Here is a 12,618-nt window from a genome sequence, read left to right as displayed (position 1 = left end):
AAGTAGTTTGAGGTGTGGAATCATTTTGTTTTAACTTTTCAAAAGGGTGATTGTAGAAATAATTCTACTTTTTAGTATAATTAATTCTATTGTGTAATGTGTTTATTTCTATAGGTTTAAAGATAATAACTGGAATTTTTTCGATTCGTAATTTGTACCTTTGCAGTCCTTATTATGAAAAAAATTATATTTACTTGTGTAGTCGGATTTCTTTCCTTCTATGCTCACGCACAGGTGGGAATCGGAACTCCGAAGCCGAAATCAACGCTAGACGTAAACGGTAAAATCACCTTAAGAAAAGAACTTAGAGTAGGCGGAACTTCAACCAACGCAGGAAGCGCTGGATTGAATGGTCAGGTATTGGTTTCTCAGGGAGAAGGAAAATCTCCGGTGTGGAAATCATTGAATGTTCCCTTTATGGAAGAAGGGCAGTATAAACTAATTAATTCGTATTTGTCATCAGACCAAACCGGTATCATAGAACTTTCTAATGGTGTTGGAGGTGATGGTATTTCCCTAAGTAGGGTTGGAGATAATATTACTGATACTTCGAAGGGCAAATGGGTGAAGATTGCTGGTCTTGAAAATACATTTACGATCAAGAATGGGAAGAACAGGCTTACTTATCAATTTCAAACAGGGATTGAATTGAAGGCCAATACCCCTACCACTTCGCAGAATGTAAGATTTGCATGTGGGGTTTTCAGAAATGGATTGCTTGTGGCCGTACGTCCTGACAGAGTAGCTTCCAATAATAACACTGAGAAGGCAGGTCTTCAAGATTATATTTTCACACTTAACTATACGGAACTGAATGTTCCTGTTGGAGTACAGAAACTTGAAATTGCATGTAGAAAAATTAGTACCTCAAATCTGAATTCTCAGTTTGCTATAGGTCGTGATGTACAAAGTTCCAATGGGGCGTCCAATTCATTTACATTGGAGTCCAACATGAAGATAGATGTCATCGAATATGTAACTTATAAATCTAACTAATCAAGTGATGAAAAATATATTATCGACTTTACTTCTTGCTACGGGATTAATGCTTTCAGCTCAGGTGGGAATTAATACCAATTCTCCAAAATCAAAACTTGATATAAATGGAGATTTGAACCTAAGGAAAAAGATTGTTGTTCTGGATCCTACGAATAATATCCTTTCCGAAGGTAATAATGACCAACTACTTGTCTCTCAAGGTGAGGGATATCCTCCCATCTGGAAGACGCTTCGTATTCCGGAATATGAACCGAACAAATTCTATTTGATTTTTAATAATTCCGTTTCAGACCAGACGGGTATTGAGTTTCAGACTTCAGAGCAACCCAATATGACTACCTCCAAAGCAGTAGCCTTTACCAAAGGAGCTGATTTTTCTAGTCTTAAGGGATTCAAGAAAATTGCAGGGCTGTCGCAAGATATCAATGTTTACAGTACAGAGAGCAAGGCTTATTTTCAGTTTGAAACCGTGGTGCAGGCAGATTTTGCCGTCAATGGAAGCACAGATACTTCCATAGATTATGCATGTGGCATTTTCGTGGATGATAAGCTGATCAATCTGAGACAAAATAACCTGAAGGCAAACAATGCTCAATTTCCTTTCCTTACCCATAACCAGATTGGAGTTGTAGCCAATCTTTCCACAGGAATTCATAAGGTAAGTGTGGCTTGTTCAAGATTGGCTTCTTATGGTGATACCACCAAAAAATTGGCAATTGGGAAAAATGCAAGTTCCAATATCAATAATTTTATTGCACAGTCATCCTTAAAGGTAGACGTGTATGAGATTCCACAGGTATTCAACCCAATAATAAATTAGAACAATTATGAAGAAAATATTTTTTATTCAATTTTTATTGATGATTGGATTAAGTAATGCTCAAGTGGGCATCAATACTTCAAATCCTGTGAATACATTGGATGTGAATGGGGATGTAAATGTAAGGAAAGAGCTGAGAACGGGAGGGACTGATCTCTTGAGGGGATCGGCAGGTAATGATGGGGATATCTTCCATAATGACTCGGGTATGGCGGCAAACGATTGGAAAAGCGTCAAGATTGCTGATGGCCAGGGAAGTATGTCATTGTTCTCCATCAATACGGTTGCCGATCAAACTGGAGCTCTATTTACGACTAATGGGGGTACATCACCCTATAATGCTGATGCTGATTTAACGACGAGCTGGACGGTATTGGTTACGGATACTTTTTCTGTAACGAATACAACAAATAAAGTAACGTTTTCGTTCCAAACCACCGCCCAAAAGGTTAACAATGCCACTGCTTCTGCAAGTTTTGCATGTGGTGTCTTCGTGGATGATAAACTAAAAGCAGTGAGAACGGATGTATTGCTTGGAGAGAGTGGGACTTATAAGATTTTCAATCTTAACGCAACTCTTGCAAAACTTGGCCAAAAAAATAAATACGTTGCAAAAGTTGCTTGTACCAGCAGAAACCTGAATAGTACTTCATTGGGGATAGGAAGAGCTGTTGATACTGCGGTCTTGAATGCTGATATGTCTCAATCTATTTTGACGACTTCCGTGTTACAGCCTTATTAATTTTCCTGCTCATATAATAATTAAGAATCTAAAAACGTTATGTTTTTAGATTTTTTTATTGATTAGCTCTGTTCTTTGTGAATTTATTGAAAGAAGTAGCCTGTGTTGTATAAAATTGAATTATATTTGAACAAATTAAAAATATATGGTAAAAAACTATTTTCTTCATGTGTTTGCTGGTATGGTTCCATTGGGAAAGGCTGGCTTCACTTTATCCCACACAGGAATATCGAAACCTGCAACAAGCTATAATTACAGGCCTCAGAATCTGATCTTTATCTATTAAGAATTATAGGTGAACTATTATTGCTAATCTTATCAGAATATAAATAATCATATAATTTTTATGCAAAAAAAAATTATATTTGTGAAAAAATAATCAATTACCAGGAAATGAAACAAATTTTCTATTTTATCTTATTAATTGCAGGCTTTTCTTCAATACATTCCTGCAAAGACTTATTAGATGAAGACGGGAATCCTCTTTTGGATCTGAATAATACAGGAGGACTGAGCGGCCCAAGAGCTTTATATAGAGAAGTGACGGCTAAAGATACGCTGGCAGAATATCATTACAGCGGATTGCTTATGAATAGAGTGATTACAGACAGTGCTTCCATTACAGATATTATGTACAGTGGTGAAAGAATCAGCCAGATCACTTTCAGAGGCTTTCTTGATCTTAATGGAAACGGGAAACTTGATAAAGACAGTGTATCTTATGATAGACAGTTTAATTATGGAAATAACAGCCAGCTGCAATCCATTTCTGAAACCCGTTCTGTTTTCAGAAGACCACCACCGGTGCCACCTTCCACTAAACCAGGACCTCAAACCTTATTCGCTTCAGAAAAATACATTCATACTTTTACTTATAATACAGCTACTTCAAAACTTGAGTCTATGACTACAGTAAAAGGAGAAGAAGTAGTAGGCGGTCCAATTAAGTATACTGAATATTCAAAATCAGACTTTTCTTATGTAGGAGATAATGTGTCTAAGGTACTTAACATTTCTGGACCAGTAACATCAAATAATCCAAACGTATTGGGTGCCCCTACTGAAAAATATAGCTTTGAATACTACGCTTACGACCAACAGATCAGCCCATTCACTTTATTGCCGCAAGTATATAAAATCTCAAGATTATTATCTACTAAATATAGCATTAAAGAGAGTATGATTCTATCTCCAAATAATCCAAAGAGATGGTCTGTAACAGATCTTACTGTAAATATTCCAGTACCTATTGTTATGAGTACAAACTATGTATATGATTTACAGACTTACATGACAAAAGGTTATGATATCAACTATATCTATAAACCACAATAGAATAATTTTTCAACAATATTTAAACTCAATCTTCCTAAGATTGAGTTTTTTATTTTTTATCCCTTAATTTTGCAAAAAATTTCTGATGAAATATTTAATTGTTGGGCTGGGAAACAAAGGCTCAGAATATGAAAATACACGACACAATATAGGCTTTAAAGTTGCTGAAAAAATAGCTGAAAAACTCGAAGTATCATTTAATACTGCTAATTTTGGCTGGATGGCGGAAGGAAAGTATAAAGGCAGAAAAGTCTTTGTTCTTAAACCCGATACTTATATGAATCTATCCGGTAATGCCGTACGATACTGGATGCAGAAAGAAAATATTCCCTTGGAAAATGTATTGATTATAACAGATGATCTGGCACTGCCTTTCGGAACATTAAGAATGAAAGGTAAGGGATCTGATGCAGGCCACAACGGATTGAAGAATATCAATGAAGTATTACAGACTCAGAACTACGCAAGACTTCGTTTTGGAATTTCAGCAGATTTTTCAGCAGGGCGACAGGTGGATTATGTATTAGGAACCTGGAATGAAGAAGAAGCTGAAAAACTTGCTGAAAGAATAGATACTTTTTCAAAAGCCAGCCTTTCCTTTGTATTTGCAGGTATCAGCAATACAATGTCAGGATTTAACGGGAAGTAGATTATTTCCGTTTTTATAAAATAAAAGGCCATCGGATTTCCGATGGCCTTTTGCTATGCTTAAAAATTAATTTCCAATCAATTTATCTGAGCTGCATTATATACTTTTAAGTAAGTAGCTAAATAATACTCTTGATTATTTTATAACCAGTTTACAGCACCCGTTTCAACATCATAGTTGGCTCCAACAATCTTAATTTTACCTTCTTCTTCAAGTCTTTTAAGTGTTGAGCTTTGTTTACGGATGTCTTCAATGGCACTTTTTACATTCTGGTGATTAAGTCTTTCTAAAAGAGAACTGTTTTTTGATGAACGTTCTTCATTTTCTTCAATTATTTCATTGATAATTGGGTCGAAATGATTGATAAGATGGTTCAGGTTGTCCATTCCCATACCTTCAATTTGTGCTGCATCAAGACCTCCTTTCAGAGCTCCGCATTTAGTGTGTCCTAAAACTACGATTAGTTTAGAGCCAGCTACATTACAGCCAAATTCCATAGATCCAAGAATGTCCTGATTTACAAAATTACCAGCAATTCTGATACTGAAAACGTCTCCCAATCCCTGGTCGAAAATCAATTCTGCAGAAGTACGGCTATCGATACAGCTAAGAACCACTGCAAAAGGCCATTGTCCTTCACGGGTTGCATTTACCTGCTCCAGAAGGTCTCTGTTGGCTTTAAGATTATTAACGAACCTTTGGTTTCCTTCCTTTAAAAATTCTAGTGCTTTTTCAGGAGTAATGGTAGACTGAGTTTCGTATGTATGTGCTTTCATATAATTTTAGTTGTTTGTTGAATTGTTAAGTTTAGAATAAAATTGGTTTTGAGCTTACATTGCTCTTTTGTGGGTAATCAGAATGTGAGAATCCTCGCTTCTTTCATAATCTTTATATGAAGTTTTAAAGCCAAGAAGTTCTACGTTGATATCTTCTTCTTTTGCACGAATATTGGCAAAATCCTGGATCATTTCCAGTACATCTGTCGCAATGTATGAAGTTTCTCTTGCATCAATGATTACAGTAGAGTTAGATTTAATGTTTTTTAATGTTTTTTTGATGGCTGCTTTATTTAAGAAAGATACTTCTTCAGCCAGTTTGATCTTGATTCCATCTGCATCATCCAGTTTTTCTCTGCTCAGGTAATAAGCTCTTTTCATATTTCCCTGAAGGATATAGAATACAGAGATCGCAAGACCAATTCCAACCCCTTTTAGAAGGTCCGTTGCTACAACAGCTACTACCGTTGCCACGAAAGGTACAAACTGGAACTTTCCAAGATGCCAGAAATGTTTAAAGGTAGCAGGCTTAGCCAGTTTATATCCTACCAGAATCAAGACAGCTGCTAAAGTTGCCAATGGAATCAGGTTCAGTATAAAAGGAATGGTAAGTACGCATACCAATAAAAGTACACCATGGATCATCGCAGATGTTTTAGAAGTAGCACCAGCGTTAGCATTGGCAGAACTTCTTACCACAACAGAAGTCATAGGAAGTCCACCAATAAATGAACTGATCAGGTTTCCTATTCCCTGTGCTTTAAGCTCAAGATTAGTGTCTGTAATTCTTCTTTGCTTGTCTAATCTGTCTGAAGCTTCAATACAAAGCAGGGTCTCAATAGAAGCTACAATGGCAATAGTTGCTCCTACGATCCACACTTTAGGATTCATAAAACCTCCGAAATCAGGCATTGTAATCAAATTCTTAAAGTCATCCAGGGATTTTGGAACAGGTAATGATACTAAATGTTCTGTACCAATGGCCAATGTGCTTCCTGATAATTTGAACAGTTCATTTAACAAGATTCCGGCAACTACAGCAACTAATGCTCCGGGAAGCATTTTCATTCTTTTAAGAGCTGGAAATTTATCCCATGCAATAAGTATCCCTACAGATACTGCTGTCACAATAATAGCACCAAGGTGAATCGCTCCAAAAAGTTCCGTAAAATAATTAAAGTTCAGACCATTGCTGAATAGTGACTGATTTCCTTCATAATCCTTATCAAATCCCAGTGCATGAGGAATTTGTTTTAAAATAATAATGATCCCGATGGCTGCAAGCATCCCCTCGATAACGTTATTGGGAAAATAATTAGAAATACTACCCGCTCTTACAAAGCCTAAAACCAATTGAATCAGACCAGCAATAATCCCGGCACATAAGAACAGTTCAAATGCTCCAAGATCGGTAATTGCTGTTAATACAATAGCTGTAAGACCTGCAGCAGGTCCTGAAACCGATATATTTGAATTACTAAGAAATCCTACCACAAGACCACCTACGATTCCGGCAATAACTCCAGACAATGGCGGTGCTCCAGATGCTAAAGCGATTCCTAAGCACAAAGGCAGTGCTACTAAGAATACAACGAGTCCGGAAGGGAAATTCTCCTTGATTCCTCCTAATAATGATGTTTTTTTCATGATATTTTTGAAAATATTATAACCGATTGATTTATTAATTAAATAATCAATTATAAAAGATTGGAAAATTAATTTTAAAGCATAAACAGCTTATTCAGTGTCTTAAAGACATGAATAACTATAAAAAAATCTAACTACTACTTTAAAATTAAGCTTCCGGAGGCGGAGAAAATATACTAAGTAAAGGAGATAGATGAAAGGAATCATCTATCAGTACAAAAGACATAGACTGAGGTGCAGGCTCAGAAAACTTCAGATAGTCGAAAACATCTAAAGGTTTTGGAATTGTCTTTTCGTAAACAATAAAAGAGGATGGGTGAGAATGCGGTTCTTCTTCATTCACTATTATATTTGTTCTCAGAATGTCCCAGCCTGCCACCGCAGCAATGCTTGGCAGCGCTGTAAAATTCAGAAAAAACGTTAATACAATAATACTCCAGAATTTCATTTCACATTCTTTTTAGAAAAACTATTTAGTCTTTCTGCTCATTACCCAATCGGAACTGGTAAGGTTGTAGATCTTTTGGATGTCTTTTAAGATTTTCTCAAAATCAATTTCAAGATCAATAATTTTACCTGTTCTAAGGTCAAATACCCAGCCGTGTACAATAGGTTGTTCTTCTAAAATATATCTTTCTTGTACACAGGCCATTTTAATTACGTTAATGCACTGCTCTTGAACATTAAGCTCAACCAATCTGTCATAACGCTTATTTTCATCTTCGATAGAATCAAGTTCTGCCTGGTGCAATCTGTAAACATCACGAATGTTTCTCAGCCAAGGATTTAATAATCCTAAATCCTGAGGAGTCATCGCTGCTTTTACACCACCGCAATTGTAATGTCCACATACGATAATGTGTTTTACTTTAAGATGCTCTACAGCATATTGAATAACCGCTGTGGAACTCATATCTAAAGTATTCACAACATTGGCAATGTTTCTGTGAACAAAAACCTCTCCCGGTTTTGCACCCATCAGTTCTTCCGCGGTAGCTCTACTGTCTGAACATCCTATATAAAGATAGTCAGGGTGTTGAGTTTTTGCCAGATCATGGAAGAAATTTGGATCTGCTGAAACTTTAGATTCTACCCATTTCTTATTGTTCTCAAAAATAACTTCGTACGATTGTGACATAATTTTAAATTTTTTAAAAAAGGTTTATAATTATTTATTTCGTTTAAATTATTTTCGAAATCAATAGACCGAATCAATAATTATGCAAAAATATACTTTTTGCAGAAAAACTATCCACTTTTAACAAAGTTTAATATTAAAATATGCTTAAAATCATATCTAATATTGCGATATACTTTGCTTTAGAGCGAATAAGAGTTCCTCAATAATCCAAACGTTTAAAAACTAAGCTAAAATTACAAAGTATAAACCATAAAATAAAACATGAAGATTAAAATATTTTTAAATTTTTACATTCTCCACAGAAATTGGGTAAACTGGTTAAAAATAAATAGTATTTACTGTAGAAAAATGAATAAATTGATGCTCTGATTTTAACCCTATACTGTCAATGGCTGATTTTGATCTGGGAATATTGTATTGGAGCGGAATTTTTATTGCCTGTTTTTCATCTTTTCTGATATTGGGAAAGCAGAAAAAGGAAGCACAGGATTTTCTTTTAGCAGCCTGGTTTTTGATGATTGGAGTTCATCTTGTTTTTTTCGTATTATTCCGCTCAGAAGGATATTTAAAGTATCCTTATCTTATTGGATATGAACTGATTTTTCCTTTTGTGCATGGTCCCATGCTGTATTTGTATATTTTATATGTGACAGGCAGAATCCCGAGTAAAAAGACATGGCTGCTAAATTGGATTCCTGTTCTGATCATCTATATGATTTTGTTTCGATTCTTAATGCTGTCTCCTCAGGATAGAATGACGGTTTACCAGAATAGAGGGAAGGGATATGAAGTATTGAGTGATGTGCTTAAATTTTTAATGAATTTTTCGGGAGTATTGTATGTAAGCCTGAGTCTTTTTGCCATCAAAAAATACAAACGGAAAATTTCTGAGCGATATTCCAATACTGAAAAAATTAATCTGAATTGGTCCTACTATTTGATTACGGGAATTGCATTCATATGGATGGCTGTGATTTTAAGAAATGATATTCTTATTTTTTCAATGGTTGTTGTCTTTATTTTGGTTGCTGCTTATTTCGGGATCAGTCGTGTTGGTATTTTAGATTTACCTGATACTGTTGCCGCTGAAAAAGAAACTGAATTTGTAAAATACCAGAAAAATTCTCCTGGAGATAAAGTAATACAAGGTGTTTATAATAAGCTGATAGATCGAATGACGAACGAAAAACTGTATAAAGACCCGGAGCTGAGTCTGAATCATGTTGCACAATTGCTGGATGTTCATCCCAATGTATTATCCCAGACCATTAATTCTGTTGAGAATAAAAATTTTTATGATTATATCAACCGGCAGCGGATTGAAGAATTTAAAAGAATAGCAAGTCTTCCTGAAAATCAAAAATATACAATTCTATCATTAGCATTTGAAAGCGGGTTCAATTCAAAGACATCTTTTAACAGGAATTTTAAAAAATATATGAACTGTTCTCCCAGAGAATTCCTGAAAAGCCAAAATCTGACAATGAAAGAGTAAATGTCAGATAATAAGGGATATAATATTGGTTTCATCTTTCATTTTGGAACAGTGGGATCATTTTTTCTGTTCATTTTTGCTAAAAAATAGAACCAGCATCCATGAAGAAATTCTTATTTATCATCATTTGTTTCTTTGCATTAATTATTGGTATGTATCCTTTAACTTATGCTTTTGTTGAACATAAAAATACTTTTCTGGGATCTAAATCTTTAGAAGTCCTTCAAAACCAATTCTGGAAATCTGCGTTTTTTGCCCATATTATTTTTGGTGGAATTTCTCTTTTTATTGGCTGGCGTCAGTTTGGTGGTAATTTTCGTAATAAGCATCTGCAACTTCACAGAATCATTGGGAAGTTGTATGTTATTTCTGTAATAATAAGCTCTTTATCTGCAATTTATATGGGACTGTTTGCGAATGGCGGGATAATCTCCTCTGTCGGATTTATCTGCCTGGGAGTTGTATGGCTCATGACTACATTGGCAGGAGTTGTATACATCAGAAAAGGCAGTGTGCTGATGCATCAACGACTTATGATTTATAGCTATGCATGTACCTTTGCAGCCGTAACATTAAGGCTTTGGCTTCCCTTATTAAACAGTGTAACCAAGGATCCTGAAAATTCCTATCTTGCTGTAGCGTGGTTATGCTGGCTTCCCAATTTAATGGCAGCCTATTTTATTAATAAAAAGAATTTTGAAGCTAATTAAGATATTTTGTTATTGATATATCCCCCGGTGGCATTTTCTGAAGGATAGATCTTGCCGGGATTTCCCATAACCATGGAGTTTCCCGGAACATCAAAATTTACGTATGCATTGGGTGCAATCAATACATTATTTCCTATGTTCACATTGCCAACAATAACGGCATTGGGGCCAATCCACACTTCATCACCAATCACAGGATAGCCTTCGTTTTTACCTCTGTTTTGCTGTCCGATAGTTACACCCTGAGCTATATTGCAGTTTTTACCGATTTTAGCTTTAGGGTTGATAACCAATGTTCCCCAGTGCCCAAGATATAAACCGGCACCTATTTGTGTTTCCGGATAAATCTGGAAACCGTATTTTATCTGATAATGTCTTAAAACAAATTTCCAAAATAGACCAGAGATAGATTTTTTATGGTATTTCTGAGCTTTTCTTAGAATGTAGAGATAGTGAAGATTAGGATTAATGCACTTTTTCCAAATTCCAAAAGTAGAAAGCCATTGTCCGCTCTCCCTGTAAAAATCTTTCTGTATGGCTGTGTACTCTGGCATAACAAAATATTTTATACATGATCAATGATTTCCTGAAGATGTGCTACTGATTTTTCAAGCACAAACGGAAGATCTGTCTGACTTATTTCCTTCTCATAATGTCCGGAAAGTTCACTGTTTATTAAGAATTGTTTCATCCCTTTATAAATTCCATCCTCTGAATTGGGAGTAATCAGACCTAGTTTTCCATCCTGAAGAAGGTCTTTTATTCCTGAAACATCAGTAGAAACTACAGGTTTATTCAGAATAAGAGCTTCTGCAATAATGGTAGGGAATCCTTCATGACGGGATGACATGACATAGAAATCCGATTGTTTAAGATAGGGATATGGATTGCTTCTGAAGCCAAGCATCTTTACCGTCTCCTGAAGTCCCAATTGATTAAGCTTCGCCTGTATATTTTCAAAATCAAATCCATCTCCAATAATGATGATCTGATGTTTCAAGCCTTCATCCATTAATTTTTTATGAACATCCAAAAGTCTATCATAGCCTTTTTGAGGATATACTGTACCTATTGTTACAAAAGTTGGAAGGTCTTTGGAAAAAGGATAATCATTGATTTCAACTTCAGCCTTCTGCAAAGTATCCTGAGAGTCAATAGGATTGAAGATCTTAACGACTGCCTGTTTTTCTTTGTCATTCTGGGCCATCTTTTGCATTTCCTCTTTCAGTTTATTGGAAATGACCAGGATTCTGTCAAATTTGAAAAACTGGCTGATCACATCAGGAGTATATTCCTTTAGATTAAAGATATCATTCTGGATCCAGACAATCTTTTTGGAATCCTTTTGTGGGCTGGATAGTATCTCTTGATACATCCCATGGATCGCCGCTATTTCTATATCATATTTTTTATTCTTTAATATGAATTTATAAAGCAGAGAAGGGAATAACAGGAACATTTTCTGATAAAGAACCCTGAAAGCTTTTACCGGAATTTCATGAGGCCTGTTGGTGGTAATCATTTCTCCTTTTAATAAATAATGTAATTTTACCCATGACGGAACTTCTTTGATGTACATTCCTGTGTACAGGTTAATCAGGAGATCAACTTCATATTTGTCTTTGGGAAGGTTTTTAAGAAAGTTGACCAGAACTTTTTCTGCGCCGCCATGGCGAAGGGAACCGATTCTAATAAGTATTTTCTTTTTTTCAGGCATTTATTTTTTTATAGGTTTATAAGTATGAGGGAGGTTTTCTTTTACGTAAGCTTCTAGTTTAGGTCTGTCTAATTCAAGTTCTCTTGGGTACATGACATTATTTTTTAATGCTTTGTCACCATATTCTTCAATAGTACAAATAAATTTTGCAGGAATCCCGGCATAAACTGTTCCATTCGGCATAGAGGAAGTTAAAATAGAACCTGCTCCCAATACACAATTGTCACCTATTTCTGAGCCTAACATGATGATAGTGTCTGCACCAATAAAGCATTGTTTGCCAATTTTTATTCGTCCAAAAGCTCTTACATCTTTGTATTTTTCAAAAAAGTGTAAAGCATTATAGCCACCATCATGATTAATAAATCTAACATTATTAGAAAGGGTCGTTTCGTCGCCTATTTCAATTAAAAAAGGTTCTGTGCCTAATTCGGGAACTTCTACAAAACGAACATTTTTTCCTACCTTTAATCCTTTAGCAATACAAATTTTGAGATAAATTCTCTTGATAAGGTATTGATAAGTGGTATGAATTTTTAATATGATACGATATATAAATATCATTATTCTAAATTTGTTTTTCTCAT

The 12,618-nt window shown here is 35.2% G+C and carries 15 protein-coding genes; 8 read left to right on the top strand and 7 right to left on the bottom strand.

Annotation, left to right across the window (positions count from 1 at the left end):
• Nucleotides 1-174 precede the first annotated feature (174 nt).
• The 6 genes from AC3HD6_RS06020 (at nucleotide 175) to pth (ending at nucleotide 4,545) form a co-directional block, all read left to right on the top strand.
• Complete coding sequence (locus tag AC3HD6_RS06020; RefSeq protein ID WP_488895530.1) at nucleotides 175-996, top strand: hypothetical protein; 822 nt, start codon at nucleotides 175-177, stop codon at nucleotides 994-996.
• A 7-nt stretch (nucleotides 997-1,003) separates the two neighbouring features.
• A complete protein-coding gene (locus tag AC3HD6_RS06015; RefSeq protein ID WP_488895529.1) occupies nucleotides 1,004-1,819 on the top strand; it encodes a hypothetical protein in 816 nt (271 codons plus the stop codon).
• Nucleotides 1,820-1,826: 7 nt separating this feature from the next.
• Complete coding sequence (locus AC3HD6_RS06010) at nucleotides 1,827-2,561, top strand: hypothetical protein (protein WP_488895528.1); 735 nt, start codon at nucleotides 1,827-1,829, stop codon at nucleotides 2,559-2,561.
• Between the two features lie 145 nt (nucleotides 2,562-2,706).
• Nucleotides 2,707-2,847, top strand: a complete 141-nt coding sequence (locus tag AC3HD6_RS06005; protein ID WP_488895527.1) for a hypothetical protein — start codon at nucleotides 2,707-2,709, stop codon at nucleotides 2,845-2,847.
• Nucleotides 2,848-2,954: 107 nt separating this feature from the next.
• Nucleotides 2,955-3,896 carry a hypothetical protein gene (locus AC3HD6_RS06000; RefSeq protein ID WP_488895526.1) on the top strand — a complete coding sequence of 314 codons (942 nt, stop codon included), beginning with the start codon at nucleotides 2,955-2,957 and terminating at the stop codon, nucleotides 3,894-3,896.
• A gap of 85 nt (nucleotides 3,897-3,981) precedes the next feature.
• A complete protein-coding gene (gene pth, locus AC3HD6_RS05995) occupies nucleotides 3,982-4,545 on the top strand; it encodes an aminoacyl-tRNA hydrolase (RefSeq protein WP_488895525.1) in 564 nt (187 codons plus the stop codon).
• Between the two features lie 140 nt (nucleotides 4,546-4,685).
• On the opposite strand, the gene AC3HD6_RS05990 is transcribed toward pth, so the two are convergent.
• The 4 genes from AC3HD6_RS05990 to AC3HD6_RS05975 all read right to left on the bottom strand — a co-directional run bounded on the left by AC3HD6_RS05990 (nucleotide 4,686) and on the right by AC3HD6_RS05975 (nucleotide 8,106).
• Nucleotides 4,686-5,321, bottom strand: a complete 636-nt coding sequence (locus tag AC3HD6_RS05990) for a carbonic anhydrase (protein WP_488895524.1) — start codon at nucleotides 5,319-5,321, stop codon at nucleotides 4,686-4,688.
• 54 nt (nucleotides 5,322-5,375) lie between these two features.
• The gene (locus AC3HD6_RS05985; RefSeq protein ID WP_488895523.1) at nucleotides 5,376-6,968 is read right to left on the bottom strand and encodes a SulP family inorganic anion transporter; all 1,593 of its coding nucleotides are present in this window, start codon (nucleotides 6,966-6,968) and stop codon (nucleotides 5,376-5,378) included.
• A gap of 148 nt (nucleotides 6,969-7,116) precedes the next feature.
• Complete coding sequence (locus tag AC3HD6_RS05980; RefSeq protein WP_068940520.1) at nucleotides 7,117-7,416, bottom strand: hypothetical protein; 300 nt, start codon at nucleotides 7,414-7,416, stop codon at nucleotides 7,117-7,119.
• 21 nt (nucleotides 7,417-7,437) lie between these two features.
• Nucleotides 7,438-8,106 (bottom strand): carbonic anhydrase, encoded by a 669-nt coding sequence (locus AC3HD6_RS05975; protein WP_068940518.1) that lies wholly within the window; start codon nucleotides 8,104-8,106, stop codon nucleotides 7,438-7,440.
• A 391-nt stretch (nucleotides 8,107-8,497) separates the two neighbouring features.
• Between AC3HD6_RS05975 and AC3HD6_RS05970 the strand changes: the two genes are divergently transcribed.
• Both AC3HD6_RS05970 and AC3HD6_RS05965 read left to right on the top strand, forming a co-directional pair.
• Complete coding sequence (locus AC3HD6_RS05970; RefSeq protein ID WP_488895522.1) at nucleotides 8,498-9,604, top strand: helix-turn-helix domain-containing protein; 1,107 nt, start codon at nucleotides 8,498-8,500, stop codon at nucleotides 9,602-9,604.
• Between the two features lie 101 nt (nucleotides 9,605-9,705).
• Nucleotides 9,706-10,314, top strand: coding sequence for a DUF2306 domain-containing protein (locus AC3HD6_RS05965; RefSeq protein WP_488895521.1), 609 nt, complete (start codon nucleotides 9,706-9,708; stop codon nucleotides 10,312-10,314).
• On the opposite strand, the gene AC3HD6_RS05960 is transcribed toward AC3HD6_RS05965, so the two are convergent.
• The 3 genes from AC3HD6_RS05960 to AC3HD6_RS05950 are packed head-to-tail and all read right to left on the bottom strand — an operon-like array spanning nucleotide 10,311 to nucleotide 12,595.
• Nucleotides 10,311-10,868, bottom strand: a complete 558-nt coding sequence (locus AC3HD6_RS05960; protein ID WP_488895520.1) for a serine O-acetyltransferase — start codon at nucleotides 10,866-10,868, stop codon at nucleotides 10,311-10,313. The two genes, AC3HD6_RS05965 and AC3HD6_RS05960, sit on opposite strands and share 4 nt — an antisense overlap.
• Before the next feature lie 11 nt (nucleotides 10,869-10,879).
• Complete coding sequence (locus AC3HD6_RS05955; protein WP_488895519.1) at nucleotides 10,880-12,031, bottom strand: glycosyltransferase; 1,152 nt, start codon at nucleotides 12,029-12,031, stop codon at nucleotides 10,880-10,882.
• Nucleotides 12,032-12,595 (bottom strand): acyltransferase, encoded by a 564-nt coding sequence (locus AC3HD6_RS05950; RefSeq protein WP_068940507.1) that lies wholly within the window; start codon nucleotides 12,593-12,595, stop codon nucleotides 12,032-12,034.
• Nucleotides 12,596-12,618: the final 23 nt, after the last annotated feature.

Source organism: Chryseobacterium sp. II3a (assembly GCF_057815135.1).
The sequence above is the reverse complement of the archived record's forward strand: the minus strand, read 5'-3'. Positions and strand labels throughout refer to the sequence as shown.